The following is an 18581-nucleotide window of genomic DNA, read 5'->3' on the forward strand; positions in this document are numbered from 1 at the left end:
CCCAGGAGTACGACCAGCATGCAGCGCCTCACCGCCGAAGAGGTCACCCTCGCCTACGACCAGCGGGTGATCGCCGAGAACCTCTCGGTGGAGATCCCCGACAACTCCTTCACGGTCATCGTCGGGCCGAACGCCTGCGGGAAGTCCACGCTGCTGCGCGCCCTGTCCCGGATGCTCAAGCCGTCCGTCGGCCGGGTCCTGCTCGACGGCCGGTCGATCCACTCGCTGCCCGCCAAGAAGGTCGCCCGGACGCTCGGCCTGCTGCCCCAGTCGTCCATCGCGCCGGACGGCATCACCGTGGCCGACCTCGTCGGCCGCGGCCGGTACCCGCACCAGGGCCTGCTGCGGCAGTGGTCGCCCGAGGACGAGCGGATCGTGCAGGAGTCGATGGCCGCCACGGGCGTCGAGGCGCTCGGCGACCGGTACGTCGACGAGCTGTCCGGCGGGCAGCGCCAGCGGGTGTGGATCGCGATGGCGCTGGCGCAGCAGACACCGCTGCTGCTGCTCGACGAGCCGACGACCTTCCTCGACATCCAGCACCAGCTGGAGGTGCTCGACCTCTGCGCCGAACTCCACGAGTCGCAGGGCCGCACGCTGGTCGCCGTGCTGCACGACCTCAACCAGGCCGCGCGGTACGCCACCCATCTCGTCGCGCTGCGCGAGGGCGAGGTCGTGGCCGAGGGCGCGCCCGCGGACGTGGTGACCGCCGAGCTGGTCGAGGAGGTCTTCCGGGTCCGCAGCCGGATCATCGAGGACCCGGAGTCGGGCACCCCCCTGGTGGTGCCGTTCGCCCGTGAGCGGGCGCCCCGGCCGGCCGCCGCACGCTGAGCGGACGCGGCGCGGCGCGGCCGGTCAGAGCAGGGAGCGCAGCTTCAGCAGATCGCGGAAGCCGGCCTCCAGCCGGACCCGGCCACCGGCCCAGGCCTTGGCGAAGTTCAGTTCCCCGGCGACCAGGGCCACCAGGTCGTCGCCGGTCATCGCCAGGCGGATCTCCGCCTTGTCGCGGGGCGGTCCGTCGTGGGTGTCGGTGACATCGATCCGGCCGTGGTGGAGCCGGCCGGCGAACGTGGTGTCCAGGTCGGTGACGTGGCAGCTCAGGGAGCGGTTCAGCGCCGTCGCCGCGCGGACGTCGCCGTTCGCCTTCGCCAGATTGCCGGAGAGGGTGTCGAGTGCGCTGCGGCACTCCTGCGTCGTGGCCATCGTGACCGACGGTACCGCAGGGGTTCGCGGTAGCGTCTGGGCATGAGCGACGATGTGCTGCCGGGACAGACGGCGGGGACCGGGGCGGCGGCCGGCGCGGAGGACGCGGGGGCCGCGCACGATCCCGCCGGGCCGGCGCCGCTGGGCGTCGGCAGGGTGCCCACGCACCACGCCGAGGTCGACGCGCTGCTGGAGCGGCTCGCCGATGTCGACCACCTCGCCGCCGACGGTCACACCGAGGTGTACGAGGATGTACACCGGGGCCTGCGGGACGCGCTGACCGCGCTCGACACCCGTCAGGGTCCGCGGCCCCCGCACCCGTCGCACGACCACAGGAGCTGAACCCACCGTGGCAGGAGTCGCCCGCCGCCGCCTCGACGCCGAGCTGGTACGCCGCAAACTGGCGCGCTCGCGGGAGCACGCTGCCCAGTTGATCGCCGCGGGCCGCGTCACCGTCGGCGGCAACACCGCGACGAAGTCCGCCACCCAGGTCGAGACGAGCGCCGCGGTCGTGGTCGCAGCCGACGACGGCGACCCCGACTACGTCTCCCGCGGCGGGCACAAGCTCGCCGGCGCCCTCGCCGCCTTCGTGCCGCTGGGCCTGGAGGTGACGGGACGCCGCGCCCTGGACGCGGGCGCCTCGACCGGGGGCTTCACCGATGTGCTGCTGCGCGCCGGTGCCGCCCATGTGGTCGCCGTCGACGTCGGCTACGGGCAGCTCGCCTGGTCGCTCCGGAGCGATGAACGCGTGACCGTCAAGGACCGTACCAACGTGCGTGAGATGACGCTGGAGACGATCGACGGGGTGCCGGTGGACCTGGTGGTGGGCGATCTGTCCTTCATCCCGCTCGGCCTGGTGCTCCCGGCGATGGTGCGCTGCTCGGCGCCGGACGCGGACCTCGTGCTGATGGTGAAGCCCCAGTTCGAGGTGGGCAAGGAGCGCCTCGGGAGCGGTGGCGTGGTCCGCAGCCCCGAGCTGCGGGCCGACGCCGTCAAGGCCGTGGCGGGCCGGGCCGCGGAGCTCGGCCTGGGGGTGCGCGGGGTCACCGCGAGCCCGCTGCCCGGCCCCTCAGGCAACGTCGAATACTTTCTGTGGCTCCGGGCGGGTGCGCCCGGACTCGACCCCGCGGACGTCGACCGCGCAGTGGCGGAGGGACCTCGTTGACCGAGACAGCAGCAACCACAGCAACGGCAGCGGCGACAGCGGCGCGCACCGTCTTCCTGCTCGCCCATACCGGACGCCCCGCGGCGATCCGCAGCGCCGAACGCGTCGTCGAGGGGCTGCTGCGCAGCGGCCTGGGCGTGCGCGTGCTGGAGGCGGAGGCGGTGGACCTGCCGCTGCCCGCGGCGGTCGAGACCGTGCCGGACGCGACGCCGGAGGTGCTCGACGGCTGCGAGCTGCTGATCGTCCTCGGCGGCGACGGGACGCTGCTGCGCGGCGCCGAGTTCGCCCGCGCGTCCGGGGTGCCGATGCTCGGCGTCAACCTGGGGCGGGTCGGCTTCCTCGCGGAGGCCGAGCGCGACGACCTCGACAAGGTCGTCGACCGGGTCGTCAGCCGTGCCTACGAGGTCGAGGAGCGGATGACCCTCGACGTGGTCGTGCACAGCAACGGCGACATCGTGCACCGTGACTGGGCGCTGAACGAAGCGGCCGTCCAGAAGGTGTCGCCGGAGCGCATACTGGAGGTCGTGCTGGAGATCGACGGCCGCCCGGTGACCGGATTCGGCTGCGACGGCATCGTCTGCGCCACACCGACCGGTTCGACGGCGTACGCGTTCTCCGCCGGGGGGCCCGTGGTGTGGCCCGAGGTCGAGGCGCTGCTGATGGTGCCGATCAGCGCGCACGCACTCTTCGCCAAGCCTCTGGTGACCTCGCCCACGTCCACGCTGGCCGTGGAGGTGCAGCCGCACACGCCGCACGGGGTGCTGTGGTGCGACGGCCGCCGGACGGTGGAGCTGCCGTCCGGTGCGCGGGTGGTGGTGAGACGGGGCGCCGTGCCGGTGCGCCTGGCGCGGCTGCACCACGCGTCGTTCACGGACCGCCTGGTCGCCAAGTTCGCCCTCCCGGTGTCGGGTTGGCGGGGCGCGCCGCACTGAGAGCGGCACAGGTCCCCTCGGGAGAGTGAACGCAGGGCCGGGGTCCGTCGCGCTGCGGCCCTTCGACCTCGTAAGGTCGTGTCCGTGTTGGAGGAGATGCGGATACGGTCGCTCGGAGTCATCGACGACGCGGTGGTCGAGCTGTCGCCCGGGTTCACCGCGGTGACCGGCGAGACCGGCGCGGGCAAGACGATGGTCGTCACCAGCCTCGGGCTGCTGCTCGGCGGACGGGCGGACCCGGCCCTGGTGCGGATCGGCGCGAAGGCCGCGGTGGTGGAGGGGCGGGTCAGGGTGTCCGCCGGCTCGCCGGCCGCGCTGCGCGCCGAGGAGGCCGGGGCGGAGCTCGAGGACGGCACCCTGCTCGTCAGCCGGACCGTCTCGGCCGAGGGGCGCTCGCGCGCCCACCTCGGCGGCCGGTCCGTGCCGGTGGGCGTGCTGTCGGAGCTGGCGGACGACCTCGTCGCCGTGCACGGCCAGACCGACCAGCAGGGCCTGCTGCGGGCCGCCCGCCAGCGCGAGGCGCTCGACCGTTACGCGGGCGCCGCCGTCTCGGACCCGCTCACCGGGTACGCCGCCGCCTACCGGCGGCTGCGTGCGGTGTCGGCCGAGGTGGAGGAGCTGACCACCCGTGCCCGCGAGCGGGCCCAGGAGGCCGACCTGCTGCGGTTCGGGCTCGACGAGATCGCCGCCGTCGAACCGCGGCCCGGCGAGGACGTCGAGCTGGCCGCCGAGGCGGAGCGGCTCGGCCACGCGGAGGCACTGGCCTCCGCCGCCTCCGCCGCCCACGCCGCGCTCGCCGGCAATCCGGAGGACCTGGAGGCCGTCGACGCGACCACCCTGGTCGCCGGCGCGGGGCGCGCGCTGGACGCCGTGCGCGCCCACGACCAGGCGCTGGCGTCGCTCGCCGACCGGATGGGCGAGATCTCCATCCTCCTCGGCGACGTGGCAGGCGAACTCGCCGGATACGCGGACGACCTGGACGCCGACCCGCTGCGGCTGGCCGCCGTCGAGGAACGGCGGGCCGCGCTGACAGGGCTGACCCGCAAGTACGGGACGGACATCGCCGCCGTGCTCGCCTGGGCCGAGGAGAGCGCCGCCCGGCTCATCGAGCTGGACGGGGACGACGAGCGCATCGGGGAGCTGACCGCGGAGCGGGACGCCCTGCGGGACGAACTCGCCGCGCAGGCACAGGTGCTGACCGACGCCCGCACCGAGGCGGCGGCCCGGTTCGCCGCAGCGGTGACCGAGGAGCTGGCCTCCCTCGCCATGCCGCACGCCCGCGTCTCGTTCGCGGTGCGGCAGACCGAGGACCCGGACGGCGTCGAGGTCGGCGGCCGGACGGTCGCGTACGGGCCGCACGGCGTCGACGAGGTGGAACTGCTGCTCGCCCCGCACCCGGGGGCGCCGCCGCGGCCCATCGCCAAGGGCGCCTCCGGCGGCGAGCTGTCCCGCGTGATGCTGGCGGTCGAGGTGGTCTTCGCCGGGACCGACCCGGTGCCGACGTACCTCTTCGACGAGGTCGACGCCGGTGTCGGCGGCAGGGCCGCGGTCGAGATCGGCCGGCGGCTGGCGAAGCTGGCCAGGTCGGCGCAGGTCGTGGTGGTCACGCATCTGCCGCAGGTGGCCGCGTTCGCGGACCGCCAGCTGCTCGTGGAGAAGACCGACGACGGTTCGGTGACCCGTTCCGGGGTGACCGTCCTGGAGGGCGAGGACCGGGTGCGCGAGCTGTCCCGGATGCTGGCCGGCCAGGAGGACTCCGAGACGGCCCGGGCACACGCGGAGGAGCTGCTGGCGGCGGCGCGCGCCGACGCGTAGACGCCGGCGCCGCGGACCGCGCCCGGCGTGCGAGGGGTGCGGCGCCGGGAGGCACACCCGGCGCCCGACCGGGCCCGGCGCTTCGGCTTCACCTATGTGGGTGATCCGTCGCCGCCGGACCGGGCCCGTGCACGGGAACGTCATCAGGACGGTGCCGGAACGTCCGTACCAACTGGCATCCTTGGCGCGTGACACAGCTGCGGACGGTCCAGGTGCTGGGCGGCGGCAGCGCGGGCAGCAGCGCGCACGTCAGGTCACTGGCCGCCGGGCTGGTGGCCCGCGGCGTGCGGGTGACCGTGTGCGCCCCCGCCGACGTCGACCGTGCATACGACTACCGGGGGACCGGCGCGCGCTTCGCGCCCGTCCCGCGCAGGAGCGACCCCCTGACGATGGGCGCCCTGCGCGCGGCGTGCGCCGGAGCCGACGTCGTCCATGCCCACGGGCTGCACGCCGCGGTGCGCACCTGTCTCGCCCTCGGCGGCCTGCCCGTCCCGCTCGTCGTCACCTGGCACACCCGGGGGTCCGGCGACGGCGGCCGGGACCGGCTGCTGCGGCTGCTCGAACGGCGCGCGGCGCGCGGGGCGGACGTCGTGCTCGCCACCTGCTCCGAACTCGTCGACCGGGCCCGTGCCCGCGGCGCGCGCGACGCGCGCCTCGCCCCCGTCGCCGCTCCCCGGGCCGCCGGCCCGCCGGGCGGACGGCCGGACAAGACCCGCGCCGAACTGGGCTCGACCGGACGCCCGTTGATCGTCGCCGTGGGCAGTCTCGACGCCCACCGCGGCTACGGCACCCTGCTCGACGCCGCCCGCCGATGGCGCGCCCTCGACCCGGCTCCGCTGCTCGTCGTCGCGGGGGAGGGGCCCCTGCGCGCCGCGCTGCAGGGCCGCATCGCACGGGAGGACCTGCCGGTGCTGCTGCTCGGCGGACGCGACGACGTCCCGGAGCTGCTGGCCGCGGCCGACGTCGCGGTGCTGCCCAGCCGCTGGGAGGCGCGCTCGGTCCTCGCCCAGGAGGCGCTGCGGCTCGGCGTCCCGCTGGTGGCCACGGCGGTCGGCGGCGTCCCCGAACTGGTCGGCCCCGCGGCCGAACTGGTCCCCTACGGCGACGCGGAAGCCCTCGCCGACGCCGTCGCGGGGCTGCTCGCCGACCCGGCACGGCGCGGCGAACTGGCCCGCGCGGGCCGCGCCCAGGCCGACGGCTGGCCGACCGAGGACGACACCGTCGCCCAGGTCCTCAGCGTCTACGACGAACTGACGGGCGGGGCCGGACCCCTCCCGCTCTGAGCGCCGGCGCCCGCACCGCAGCGGCCGGCGGGCCCGGGGTCAGGGGGTGTGGCGGCGGGCGCGCAGGGCGAGGCTCAGCGAGAGCACCGTCTCCGGGTCGTCCAGGTCCGTGCCCAGCAGCTCCCCGATGCGGGCCAGCCGGTTGTACAGCGTCTGCCGGTTCAGATGCAGCTCCCGCGCCGTCTCCGCCTTGCGGCCCGTGTGCGCGAGATACGTCTCGAGGGTCGGCAGCAGCGGCGGACGGGACACCGCGTCGTGCGCCAGCAGCGGCCCGACGGCGCGTTCCACGAAGGCGGCCAGGTCCGGGTGCTCGCGCAGCCGCCACAGCAGCAGTTCGATGTCGAGGCGGCGCGCGTCGTGCCAGGGCCGGCCGCCCAGGCCCTGCGCCGCCACCGCGGTCTCGGCCGCGTGCCGCAGCCCCGCGCCCGCCGCCGCCCAGCCGCCCGCGGCCGCGACGACGACCACCGCCGGCGGCGCGCCCGCCCGCTCCAGGCCGGCCCGCCCGACCCCGCTGCGCAAGGCTCCCGCGACCCGGTCGGCGACGGCCGCCCGCTCGGACTCGGCGCGCAGGCCGACCAGCAGCGGCACCCGGCCCTCGACCGGGCGCACCCCCAGCAGCACCGGGACGCCCAGCGCCGTCAGCTCCTTGGACACCTCGCGCACGAGCACCGCCCAGCCACCGGTCCCCGGCAGTTCCGCGGCCAGACGCATCACCACCGGCAGCAGCGGCCCCTCGCCCTGCTTGAAGCCGAGGACACGGGCCTGGGCGGGCGCGGAGCCGGGCGCGATACGGCCCTCCGCGAGATCGGTGAGGAAGTCGCCCCGCCCGCGCGCCGCCAGTTCCTCCTCCTGACGGGCCTGCATGAGGACCACCGCCAGGGAGCCGGCGGCGCGTTCCGCGGCCATGCGGTGCACCGGCGACAGCGGGGCGGAGACGGCGACGAGCACCAGCCGGGCCCGTACCGCGGCCGTGCCCCCGCCGCCGCCGGGCACGTCCACCACGACGGCGTTCGCGGGCGTGCCCTGCTGCCGTCCGCCGCGCAGACCCTCCCACACCTGGAGGGGATCGGCGGGGGACTGTCCGGCCTCCGCCGCGTACAGCAGCTGGCCGTCCGGGGTCTCCAGGAAGACCGGGTTCGCCGTGAAGTCCGACAGGACACGCAGCACCTGCGGCACGCCGCCGCCGCCGAGCAGCGCCGCGGTGCAGCGCCGGTGCACCTCCTCCGCCTGGCGGAGCAGGGCGTAGTGGTGGTTGACGATCTCGGTGTGGATCTCCTCCGTCACCGAGACGAAGGGCACCTCCCGGTGCAGCTGGACGAGCGGCAGCCCGGCCGACCGGGCGGTCTCCACCAGCGTCGACGGCAGCCGGTCGAAGCGGGGGCCGAGCTCCACCACCAGCGCGGCGATGCCGCGTTCGGCGAGCTGCCGTACGAAGGCGCGCTGTTCGGCGGGGCGGGTGCCGAGCCCCAGGCCCGTGGTCAGCAGCAGTTCACCGCCCTTGAGGAGCGAGGCGATGTTCGGCACCTCGCCCGCGTGCACCCAGCGCACCGTCCGCCCGATCCGGTCGCCGCCCGCCACGATCTCCGGCAGGCCGCTGCGCAGCACCGGCAGTTCGAGGGCCCGCTGCACGGTGATCCCGCCCTGGTCGTCCATGGAGCGGGACGCTACCGGTGTCCCGTTTCCGCCGCATCGTCCGGGGGCGCCCGGGCACCTGCGGCGGGCGTCCCGGTCCGGCGGGGAGGCCGCCGGACCGGGGCCCGCTTCAGCCTCCGTAGGCCCCGGAGGCCGTCAGACGCAGGGCCGTGTCGATCAGCGGGACGTGGCTGAACGCCTGCGGGAAGTTGCCCACCTGCCGCTGGAGCCTCGGGTCCCACTCCTCGGCGAGCAGACCGAGGTCGTTGCGCAGCGCCAGCAGCCTCTCGAAGAGCCGGCGCGCCTCGTCGACCCGCCCGATCATGGCGAGGTCGTCCGCCATCCAGAACGAGCAGGCGAGGAACGCGCCCTCGTCGCCGGGCAGACCGTCGACGCCCTCGTCCGAACCCTCGGTCGGGTAGCGCAGGATGAAGCCGTCCTCCGTGGACAGCTCCCGCTGGATGGCCTCGATGGTGCCGATCACGCGCTTGTCGTCCGGCGGCAGGAAGCCCATCTGCGGGATCAGCAGCAGCGAGGCGTCGAGCTCCTTGGAGCCGTAGGACTGCGTGAAGGTGTTCCGTTCCTTGTCGTAGCCCTTCTCGCACACGTCCCGGTGGATGTCGTCGCGCAGCTCGCGCCAGCGCTCCAGCGGGCCGTCCGCGTCCCCGGACTCGATCAGCTTGATGGTCCGGTCGACCGCCACCCACGCCATCACCTTGGAGTGCACGAAGTGCCGGCGCGGACCGCGGACCTCCCAGATGCCCTCGTCGGGCTGGTCCCAGTGCTTCTCCAGGTACTGGATCAGCTTCAGCTGGAGCAGGGAGGCGTAGTCGTTGCGGTTGAGGCCGGTCATGTGGGCCAGGTGCAGGGCCTCGGTGACCTCGCCGTAGACGTCGAGCTGGAGCTGGTGCGCCGCGCCGTTGCCGACGCGTACCGGCCCGGAGTTCTCGTAGCCCGGCAGCCAGTCCAACTCGGCCTCGCCGAGCTCGCGTTCACCGGCGATGCCGTACATGATCTGGAGGTTCTCCGGGTCGCCCGCCACCGCGCGCAGCAGCCACTCGCGCCAGGCGCGGGCCTCCTCGCGGTAGCCGGTGCGCAGCAGCGAGGAGAGGGTGATCGCGGCGTCGCGCAGCCAGGTGTAGCGGTAGTCCCAGTTCCGGACGCCGCCGATCTCCTCGGGCAGCGAGGTGGTGGGCGCGGCGACGATCCCGCCGGTCGGCGCGTAGGTGAGCGCCTTCAGCGTGATCAGCGAGCGGACGACGGCCTCCCGGTAGGGGCCGTGGTACGTGCAGTGGTCGACCCACTCGCTCCAGAAGCCGACCGTCGCCTCCAGCGATCCCTCGGGGTCGGGAAACGCCGGCGGCTCCTTGTGGGAGGGCTGCCAGCTGATGGTGAAGGCGATCCGCTCGCCGGGGGAGACGGTGAAGTCGGAGTAGGTCGTGAGGTCCTTGCCGTACGTCTCCGCGTCGGTGTCCAGCCACACCGAGTCGGGCCCCGCGACGGCGACGGTGCGGGTGTCCACCTTGTGCACCCACGGCACCACGCGCCCGTAGCTGAAGCGCATCCGCAGCTCGGAGCGCATCGGCACCCGGCCGGTGACGCCCTCCACGATGCGGATCAGCTGGGGCGCCCCGTCACGCGGGGGCATGAAATCGGTCACTCTGACCGTGCCCCGCGCGGTGTCGTACTCGGATTCGAGGATCAGCGAGTCGCCTCGGTACTGCCTGCGGGTCGCCGACGGCGGCGCGGAGTCCGCGCCGTACGCCGGGCCCAGCCGCCAGAAACCGTGCTCCTCGGTGCCGAGGAGACCGGCGAAGACGGCATGCGAGTCGAAGCGGGGCAGGCACAGCCAGTCCACCGTGCCGTCCCGGCAGACCAGTGCCGCGGTCTGCATGTCTCCGATGAGTGCGTAATCCTCGATGCGCCCGGCCACGTGCATCTCCAGTCGAACGGCCACGTCCGCCCCTCGGGGCGCTTACTGAAGTCAAGGGTCGTTGACGAGCCGCGACGACCCAAACACCGAAGTGGCGGCATTCGCCACTCGCACTGGTGTGGGGGGCGCCGAGAACCGGCCCTCGGCTGGGAATCCGCCGCTCGGCCGGCCCGGCTCGGCAGCGAGTGTCCGAGCAGGATACGACGCACACCGGGGGTCCGCGCAGGTGTCCCGCCAACGTTCCTGCGCCGAACGGGTGAGCGGCAGGTGGGGCGCGGTGAGCGGTCCCGGGGCTCCCTGCCGTGCGACGGCCGGACACGGCCCGCGGGCGCGGCGCGGGGTGTGGCCGGAAGCAGCCGTGCGTCGGCGCTGATACCCTGGTACCCCGTGGACCGGTGGCCGTCCCGAAGCGGAGAAGGCCCCGAAACCGCAGCGACGGCGCCCCCCGAAAGGGATCCGGCAGCCGGTACGTACCCCACCACGCGACCACGGGAGCCCCCTCTTGGCGATGCCGGCACGAGCCACATCCGCGACGACCAAGCACATCTTCGTCACCGGGGGTGTCGCCTCCTCCCTCGGCAAGGGCCTCACGGCCTCCAGCCTGGGCGCGCTGCTCAAGGCGAGGGGCCTGCGGGTCACCATGCAGAAGCTCGACCCGTACCTGAACGTGGACCCGGGCACCATGAACCCGTTCCAGCACGGTGAGGTGTTCGTCACCAACGACGGCGCCGAGACCGACCTGGACATCGGCCACTACGAGCGCTTCCTCGACGTCGACCTCGACGGCTCCGCGAACGTCACCACCGGACAGGTGTACTCGCAGGTCATCGCCAAGGAGCGGCGCGGCGAGTACCTGGGCGACACCGTCCAGGTCATCCCGCACATCACCAACGAGATCAAGTCGCGCATCCGCCGGATGGCCACCGACGACGTCGACGTCGTGATCACCGAGGTCGGCGGCACGGTCGGCGACATCGAGTCGCTGCCGTTCCTGGAGACCGTCCGCCAGGTCCGCCACGAGGTCGGCCGCGACAACGTCTTCGTCGTGCACATCTCGCTGCTGCCCTACATCGGCCCGTCCGGTGAGCTGAAGACCAAGCCGACGCAGCACTCGGTCGCCGCGCTGCGCAACATCGGCATCCAGCCGGACGCGATCGTGCTGCGTGCCGACCGCGACGTGCCGACCGCGATCAAGCGCAAGATCTCGCTGATGTGCGACGTCGACGAGGCCGCGGTCGTCGCCGCGATCGACGCCAAGTCGATCTACGACATCCCGAAGGTGCTCCACACCGAGGGCCTGGACGCCTACGTGGTGCGCAAGCTCGACCTGCCCTTCCGCGACGTCGACTGGACCACGTGGGACGACCTGCTGGACCGCGTCCACAACCCCGACCACGAGGTCACCGTCGCACTGGTCGGCAAGTACATCGACCTGCCCGACGCCTACCTGTCGGTGACCGAGGCCATGCGTGCCGGCGGCTTCGCCAACAGGGCCCGGGTCAAGGTCAAGTGGGTCACCTCCGACGACTGCCGGACGCAGGCGGGCGCGGAGAAGCAGCTCGGCGACGTCGACGCGATCGTCATCCCCGGCGGCTTCGGCGAGCGCGGTGTGGACGGCAAGGTCGGCGCGATCAAGTGGGCTCGCGAGCACAAGGTGCCGCTGCTGGGCCTGTGCCTCGGCCTCCAGTGCATCGTGATCGAGGCCGCGCGCAACCTCGCCGAGATCCCCGACGCCAATTCCACCGAGTTCGACGCCACCACCGCCCACCCGGTGATCTCCACCATGGAGGAGCAGCTCGCCTACGTGGAGGGCGCCGGCGACCTCGGCGGCACCATGCGCCTGGGCCTCTACCCGGCGAAGCTCGCCGAGGGCTCGATCGTGCGCGAGGTCTACGGCGACCAGCCGTACGTGGAGGAGCGTCACCGCCACCGCTACGAGGTCAACAACGCCTACCGCACCGAGCTGGAGAAGAAGGCGGGCATCCTGTTCTCGGGCACCTCGCCCGACAACAAGCTCGTCGAGTACGTCGAGTACCCCCGCGAGGTGCACCCCTACCTCGTCGCCACCCAGGCGCACCCGGAGCTGTGCTCCCGCCCGACCCGTCCCCACCCGCTCTTCGCCGGTCTGGTGAAGGCGGCCGTGGAGCGCCGGCAGGCGGGCGCCGCGGCCGAGTAGGCCGCGGACGATACCGTGGACCGGGGTGCCCTCCCGTGGGGAGGGCACCCCGGTCCGTCGTCTGTACGTGGTGGAAGGACGCTTCGATGACCTTGAAGGACACGCCCGAGGAGTGGCAGGTCACCGCGACCACGACGCCGTTCCGCGGCAACAAGACGAGTGTCCGCACGGACAGCGTCGTCATGCCGGACGGGACGGTCGTCACCCGTGACTACCAGGTGCACCCGGGGTCGGTGGCGGTGCTCGCCCTCGACGGCGAGGGACGCGTCCTCGTGCTGCGCCAGTACCGGCACCCGGTGCGGCACAAGCTGTGGGAGATCCCGGCCGGGCTGCTGGACGTCCCCGGCGAGAACCCGCTCCACGCGGCGCAGCGCGAACTGTACGAGGAGGCACACGTCAAGGCCGAGGACTGGCGGGTGCTGACCGACGTGTACACCACCCCCGGCGGCTGCGACGAGGCCGTGCGCGTCTTCCTCGCCCGTGACCTCTCCGAGGCCGAGGGTGCGCGCTTCGAGGTCTCCGAGGAGGAGGCCGACATGGAGCTGGCGCGGGTGCCGCTCGACGATCTCGTCCGCGGCGCTCTCGCCGGCGAACTCCACAACACCTGCCTGGTGGTGGGCGCCCTCTCCGCGGCGGCGGCGCTGGCCGGTGACGGACTCGACGCCCTGCGTCCCGCCGAGGCGCCCTGGCCCGCCCGCCCGTTCGAGGCCTGAGCGGCACCCGGTCCAGTCCCGCGCGGCCGCSCGGGCCCCTCGGTGACGAGGTCTCAGGTTCCCTCATGTGACGATCAGTTGATCCGATCGGGGGACCGGGGGCTGCGCCCGCCCCGTGCCGCCGGGATCGTCCCGATGCGTGAACTAGGCTCGCAACGCCCGTGCGGAGCCCCGGCGGGCTCGGCTCGTGCGCGGACGGACTGGAGCGTGGCCCGTGACGGATCAGGCGCTGGACTTGGGCGGCCCCGACCGGGCGGGGGGCGTCCGGACCGGTGCCGGTGACCGTTTCCTCGGCAGGCACCGCGAACTCACGTCCCTCCACGCCGACATCGAACGGGCCGGCCTCGACACCCTCGCGGGCCGCAAGGCCGCCCGGGCCCGGGTCCTGCTGATCGCGGGCCGCCCCGGCTCGGGACGCACCGCGCTCGCGGAGGAGCTCGCCCGCTCGCTCGCCGACCGCTACCCGGACGGCGTGGTGCGGGCGCGCATGACCGAACCGGGCGGCCGTCCCGTCCCCCTGGAGGAATCGGCCCGCTCGCTGCTGCGCGGCCTCGGCGTGGCCGCACCGCCCGGCGCCGGCGAGGACGAGCTGACCGAGTCGGTGCGCGAGGCCCTCGCCGTCCGCCGGGTACTGCTGCTCGTCGACGACGCCCACGACGCCGAACACGTCGACCTGCTGATCCCCGACAACCCGGACGCCCTGGTGGTCGCCGTCTCCGACGGGCCGCTCACCAAGATCCCCGGCGTCCGTCCCTGCACGCTCGGCGGCATGGACGCCAAGTCCGCCATCGAACTGCTCACCGGCTTCACGGGCGAGGTCCGCATCACCGTCGACCCGCAGGCGGCCGAGGCCGTGGCCGAGGAGTGCGGCGGCCAGCCGGCCGCCCTGGTGCTGCTCGGCGGCTGGCTGGCCGCCCGCCCCTCCTCCTCGGTCGCCGACGCCGCCCGCAGGCTGCGCGCGCTGCCCGACGACGGCCAGCAGCCGAGCGGCGGCCGCCCGCTCGCCCGGGCCTTCCGGCTGGTGTACGAATCCCTGCCGCCGACCTCCGCCCGCACCCTGCGGCTGCTCGCCCTCGCGCCGGCCGGAACGGCCGACGCGCACACCGCCTCCGCACTGGCCGGCTGCTCGGTCTCCGCGGCGCAGACCACGCTCGAATCCCTGGCCTCCCTCGGCCTGCTGCGGCGCGCGGACGACGTCTTCGAGGTCCCGGGCTGCCTCGCCGGTCTGCTGAAGGCGCTGCTGGACGCGACGGACCGCCCGTCGGAGGTGCAGCTCGCGCGGGCGAGGATGCTGGAGCGCACGGTCCGCAGGCTCCAGGCGTGCCGGGCGGTCACCGAGCCGGACGGCAGTCCGGCGCGCCGCAAGCTCGCCGGACTGCCGAGGGCGCTGCGCTTCACGTCGGTGGCCGAGGCGGACGCCTGGCTCGACGCCCGCCGCGAGGTGCTGCTCGCCTCCGCGCGGGTGGCCGTCGACGACGGGGAGCTGGACACGCTGGCCAGGCGGCTGGTGGCCGGGCTGGTGCGCGCGCTGGCGGCGCACCGCGGCACGGACGCCGCCGCCGCCGACCTCTACGGCCTGCACCGCCTCGTCCTCGACGTCGCACAGCGGCGGGGTCTGCACCGCGAGCGGGCCGCGGCCCTGCTGAACCTGGCCGATCTGGACGCCGGGACGGGCCGCACCGAGGAGGCGCTGGCCCGCTACCGCGAGGCGCTGGACGCCGGACGGCTGGCCAGGGACGCCTACGCGACCGGCCGCGCGATGGAATCCGTCGGGGGCGCGTACCAGGAGCTGGGGGACTGGCAGCGGGCCGCCGACTGGTACGGCCGCGCCCTCGCGCAGCGCCAGACGCGCGGCGAGTGGGCCGACGAGGCGCGCCTGTACGGACGGCTCGGCACCGCGCACACCTACGCGGGCCGCTACGGCGAGGCGCTGCGCAGCTGGCGGGCGGCGGTCGCGGGGCACCGCAGGCTCGGGGACGTCCCCGCCCAGGCGCGGGCGCTGAGCGAGGTGGCGCGGGTGCAGGAGTACGCGGGCAGGCCGCAGGAGTCGCTGCGCACCTGCCGGGAGGCGGTGGAGTGGGCGCGGCGGGCCGGTGACGCCCGGCTCCAGGCGGCGCTCCAGCTCCGGCTGGCGGACACGCTGGAGCGCCTGGCGGACCCCGCCGCTGCGCAACTGCACCGTCACGCTGCGGAAAGGCTCCTTGGAGAGGAGGGTTCGGCCTACGAAATCCGTAGTGGTTCCAAAGAAGATTGATGCTTTGTAAGGCTAGACAGCGGGAAGTCCTTCATTAGACTGGTTGATGCCGGGCCTTCACATGGTGTGTCCCGGTGTGCCCACTAAGGCTGGGTAACCATGGCATTGACCACTTTTTCCCTCTGAGCCAAGGACCGTGATCGACGTGAAGGTCGGCATCCCCCGCGAGGTCAAGAACAACGAGTTCCGGGTGGCCATCACCCCCGCCGGCGTGAACGAGCTCGTGCGCCACGGCCACCAGGTCGTCATCGAGCGGAACGCAGGTGTCGGCTCCTCGATCACGGACGAAGAATTCATCGCGGCGGGGGCGCAGATCCTCCCCACCGCCGACGAGGTCTGGGCCGCCGCCGACCTGCTGCTGAAGGTCAAGGAGCCCATAGCCGAGGAGTACCACCGCCTCCGCAAGGACCAGACCCTCTTCACCTACCTGCACCTGGCCGCGTCCCGCGAGTGCACCGACGCCCTGCTGGCGTCCGGCACCACCGCCATCGCCTACGAGACGGTCGAGACCGCGAACCGCGCCCTGCCGCTGCTCGCTCCGATGTCCGAGGTCGCGGGCCGGCTGGCCCCGCAGGTCGGCGCCTACCACCTGATGCGCTCGGCCGGCGGCCGCGGCGTCCTCCCCGGCGGCGTCCCCGGCACGCAGGCGGGCAGGGCGGTCGTCATCGGCGGCGGCGTCTCCGGCTGGAACGCCACCCAGATCGCCGTCGGCATGGGCTTCCACGTGACCCTGCTCGACAAGGACATCAACAAGCTGCGCGAGGCCGACAGGATCTTCGGCACCAAGGTGCAGACGATCGTCTCCAACGCCTTCGAGCTGGAGAAGGCCGTCGTCGAGGCCGACCTCGTCATCGGTGCCGTGCTGATCCCCGGAGCCAAGGCGCCGAAGCTGGTCACCAACGAGCTGGTCGCCAGGATGAAGCCCGGAAGTGTCCTTGTCGACATCGCGATCGACCAGGGCGGCTGCTTCGAGGACTCCCGTCCCACCACCCACGCCGACCCGACCTTCCCGGTCCACGGCTCGGTCTTCTACTGCGTCGCCAACATGCCCGGCGCGGTGCCCCACACCTCCACCTACGCGCTCACCAACGCCACGCTGCCCTACATCGTGTCGCTGGCGAACAACGGCTGGGTCGAGGCCCTGCGCCGCGACACCGCGCTCGCCAAGGGGCTCAACACCCATGACGGCAAGGTGGTTTACAAGGAGGTCGCGGAGGCCCACGGCCTGGAGAGCGTCGAGCTGGGCGCGCTTCTCGGCTGACGGTCAACCGACGTCGTCAACATCACGTGTTCGGCCGGACCTTGGTCAGCAAGGTCCGGCCGGACATGTTTGTCCCTGCTCGCGACGCAGGTTCAACTCGCGTCGAACGTAACCCTTTAGCCGTTTCGCCCACCCCCGAAACCTGCCGGCGGAAGCGCATGGAGCGGGTCGTGCGCCCTTGACAGCGGGGTGTTCGATTGCCGACACATCGGGCCGGGTCCGGCGGATTGTGTTGCTGCGGAGCGGTGACACGCCATAGAGTCGCCAACCGTCGGCATGGTGCCACGCTGACCTATCGATAAGTTTCCTGGTCCCGTCCAAGGAGGTAAGACGACTTGTGAATGAGTCGACATTTACTCCCGGGGGTGGTCAACCAGGAACGGCTGCGGGCCAGGACCCGTCGCCCGGTTTCGAGGCTGTCGGCTCCGTCGCTGTCCGCCCCTTCGTGACGCACCAGCACACGACGCACATGACGACACCCCACACGATGAAGACGATGGACGGCCAACACGTGAACGCCATGGCCGGCAACGAGAGTGGCCGAGAGTCCACCCACTTCGCCGCCTACGAGGAAGTCCCCGAAGGGCACTTCTACGACCCCGACGCCGAGTACGAGCCCGACCCCGAGTACGCGGCCACCCTCGCGCCCGACGCCGCGCGTCAGCGCCGCGAGCGGATCGGCCCCACCGGGCGTCCCCTGCCGTACTTCCCGATTCCGGGCCCGCTGACCGACCACGGTCCCGCCAAGATCATCGCGATGTGCAACCAGAAGGGCGGCGTCGGCAAGACCACGTCGACCATCAACCTGGGCGCCGCGCTCGCCGAGTACGGCCGCCGGGTGCTGCTCGTCGACTTCGACCCGCAGGGCGCGCTGTCCGTGGGCCTCGGCGTGAACCCGATGGAGCTCGACCTCACCGTCTACAACCTCCTGATGGAGCGCGGCATGTCCGCGGACGAGGTCCTGCTCAAGACGGCCGTGCCCAACATGGACCTGCTGCCGAGCAACATCGACCTCTCCGCCGCGGAGGTGCAGCTGGTCAGCGAGGTCGCACGCGAGTCCACGCTCCAGCGCGCGCTGAAGCCGCTGCTGTCCGACTACGACTACATCGTGATCGACTGTCAGCCCTCGCTCGGCCTGCTCACCGTCAACGCGCTGACGGCCGCTCACAAGGTCATCGTGCCGCTGGAGTGCGAGTTCTTCGCGCTGCGCGGAGTGGCGCTGCTGACCGAGACCATCGAGAAGGTCCAGGAGCGGCTCAACCCCGACCTGGAGCTCGACGGCATCCTCGCCACGATGTACGACTCCCGCACGGTGCACAGCCGCGAGGTGCTGGCGCGGGTCGTCGAGGCCTTCGACGACCACGTCTACCACACGGTCATCGGCCGGACCGTCCGCTTCCCGGAGACCACGGTCGCCGGTGAGCCCATCACCACGTACGCGTCCAACTCCGTCGGCGCCGCCGCCTACCGCCAGCTCGCCAGGGAGGTGCTCGCCCGGTGTCACGCCGAGTGAGTCTGCCCGGTGCCGACGAGCTGTTCCGTACGACCGGGGGCACGGCGCTGCAGGCGTCGTCCCCGCGCAAGCAGGCGGGCGGCGAGCCCCGGGTGCCGGCTCCGGCGGGCGAGAGCGACCCCGCGGCGGAGAGCGGCTCCGGCGCGTCCGGGCGCTCGCAGGAGCACGCCACCGCCGCCGAGTCCGATGCGTCCGGCGAGGAGCGCGGGCGCGGCCAGGAGGCCGCGGACGGGGCGAAGGCGCGCCGCACGCCCGGCGCGCCCGGCACCGACGCACAGGCGGGCGCGGCGCGCCGCCGCGGCCGGGGCGCCAACCGGCGGCCCAGCGGCCGTGAGCGGCACGACGAGAAGATCACGGTCTACGTCTCCGCCGAGGAACTGATGGACCTGGAGCACGCGCGGCTGGTGCTGCGCGGCGAGCACGGCCTGGCCGTCGACCGTGGACGCATCGTCCGCGAGGCGGTCGCGGTGGTGCTGGCGGACCTGGAGCAGCGCGGCGACGCGAGCATCCTGGTGCGCCGCCTGCGGGGTCGCTGACGCGGTAGCCTGCGGGCCTGCCCGCCCGCCTGCTTGCGCGGGGACGACGCCTGCAGCGCCGTGCCCCCGGTCGTACGGAACAGCTCGTCGGCACCGGGCAGACTCACTCGGCGTGACACCGGGCGAGCACCTCCCTGGCGAGCTGGCGGTAGGCGGCGGCGCCGACGG

Annotated in this window: 15 protein-coding genes; 12 read left to right on the plus strand and 3 right to left on the minus strand. The window is 73.6% G+C overall.

Annotated elements, in window-relative coordinates; genetic code table 11:
* Positions 1-18: 18 nt before the first annotated feature.
* Positions 19-828 carry an ABC transporter ATP-binding protein gene (locus tag EAO77_RS24935; RefSeq protein ID WP_147990516.1) on the plus strand — a complete coding sequence of 270 codons (810 nt, stop codon included), beginning with the start codon at positions 19-21 and terminating at the stop codon, positions 826-828.
* Between the two features lie 24 nt (positions 829-852).
* Here the strand turns inward: EAO77_RS24935 and EAO77_RS24940 are convergent, their stop codons facing one another.
* The gene (locus EAO77_RS24940; protein ID WP_147990517.1) at positions 853-1200 is read right to left on the minus strand and encodes an SCP2 sterol-binding domain-containing protein; all 348 of its coding nucleotides are present in this window, start codon (positions 1198-1200) and stop codon (positions 853-855) included.
* A 42-nt stretch (positions 1201-1242) separates the two neighbouring features.
* Here EAO77_RS24940 and EAO77_RS24945 point away from each other — a divergent pair, with 42 nt between their 5' ends.
* From EAO77_RS24945 to EAO77_RS24965, 5 genes are all read left to right on the plus strand, one after another.
* Positions 1243-1542, plus strand: a complete 300-nt coding sequence (locus EAO77_RS24945; RefSeq protein WP_147990518.1) for a hypothetical protein — start codon at positions 1243-1245, stop codon at positions 1540-1542.
* Positions 1543-1549: 7 nt separating this feature from the next.
* Entirely contained in the window at positions 1550-2365 is an 816-nt protein-coding gene (locus EAO77_RS24950) for a TlyA family RNA methyltransferase (protein ID WP_147990519.1), read from the plus strand.
* Positions 2362-3297, plus strand: coding sequence for an NAD kinase (locus tag EAO77_RS24955; protein ID WP_147990520.1), 936 nt, complete (start codon positions 2362-2364; stop codon positions 3295-3297). The genes EAO77_RS24950 and EAO77_RS24955 overlap by 4 nt, the downstream gene beginning before the upstream one ends.
* A gap of 96 nt (positions 3298-3393) precedes the next feature.
* A complete protein-coding gene (gene recN / locus EAO77_RS24960; RefSeq protein WP_147991014.1) occupies positions 3394-5112 on the plus strand; it encodes a DNA repair protein RecN in 1719 nt (572 codons plus the stop codon).
* Positions 5113-5300: 188 nt separating this feature from the next.
* Positions 5301-6395: a glycosyltransferase family 4 protein gene (locus EAO77_RS24965; protein ID WP_147990521.1), complete on the plus strand. Its 1095-nt coding sequence runs from the start codon at positions 5301-5303 to the stop codon at positions 6393-6395.
* A gap of 39 nt (positions 6396-6434) precedes the next feature.
* Here EAO77_RS24965 and EAO77_RS24970 read toward each other — a convergent pair whose 3' ends face one another.
* Both EAO77_RS24970 and EAO77_RS24975 read right to left on the minus strand, forming a co-directional pair.
* Complete coding sequence (locus EAO77_RS24970; protein WP_147990522.1) at positions 6435-8048, minus strand: PucR family transcriptional regulator; 1614 nt, start codon at positions 8046-8048, stop codon at positions 6435-6437.
* A gap of 109 nt (positions 8049-8157) precedes the next feature.
* Positions 8158-9960, minus strand: a complete 1803-nt coding sequence (locus tag EAO77_RS24975) for a glycoside hydrolase family 15 protein (protein ID WP_147991015.1) — start codon at positions 9958-9960, stop codon at positions 8158-8160.
* A 508-nt stretch (positions 9961-10468) separates the two neighbouring features.
* Here EAO77_RS24975 and EAO77_RS24980 point away from each other — a divergent pair.
* From EAO77_RS24980 to EAO77_RS25005, 6 genes are all read left to right on the plus strand, one after another.
* Positions 10469-12136: a CTP synthase gene (locus EAO77_RS24980; RefSeq protein WP_147990523.1), complete on the plus strand. Its 1668-nt coding sequence runs from the start codon at positions 10469-10471 to the stop codon at positions 12134-12136.
* Between the two features lie 86 nt (positions 12137-12222).
* Positions 12223-12849, plus strand: coding sequence for an NUDIX domain-containing protein (locus tag EAO77_RS24985; RefSeq protein WP_147990524.1), 627 nt, complete (start codon positions 12223-12225; stop codon positions 12847-12849).
* 214 nt (positions 12850-13063) lie between these two features.
* Complete coding sequence (locus tag EAO77_RS24990; protein WP_147990525.1) at positions 13064-15103, plus strand: tetratricopeptide repeat protein; 2040 nt, start codon at positions 13064-13066, stop codon at positions 15101-15103.
* A gap of 145 nt (positions 15104-15248) precedes the next feature.
* Positions 15249-16364, plus strand: a complete 1116-nt coding sequence (ald, locus tag EAO77_RS24995) for an alanine dehydrogenase (RefSeq protein WP_147991016.1) — start codon at positions 15249-15251, stop codon at positions 16362-16364.
* A gap of 337 nt (positions 16365-16701) precedes the next feature.
* Positions 16702-17877 carry a ParA family protein gene (locus EAO77_RS25000; RefSeq protein WP_147990526.1) on the plus strand — a complete coding sequence of 392 codons (1176 nt, stop codon included), beginning with the start codon at positions 16702-16704 and terminating at the stop codon, positions 17875-17877.
* Positions 17862-18413 (plus strand): hypothetical protein, encoded by a 552-nt coding sequence (locus EAO77_RS25005; protein ID WP_187283395.1) that lies wholly within the window; start codon positions 17862-17864, stop codon positions 18411-18413. Before EAO77_RS25000 ends, EAO77_RS25005 begins: the two co-directional genes overlap by 16 nt.
* The last annotated feature ends 168 nt before the right edge of the window (positions 18414-18581 follow it).

Origin of the sequence: Streptomyces sp. T39, from assembly GCF_008042045.1 — a bacterium.
Taxonomy (GTDB): Bacteria; Actinomycetota; Actinomycetes; order Streptomycetales; family Streptomycetaceae; genus Streptomyces.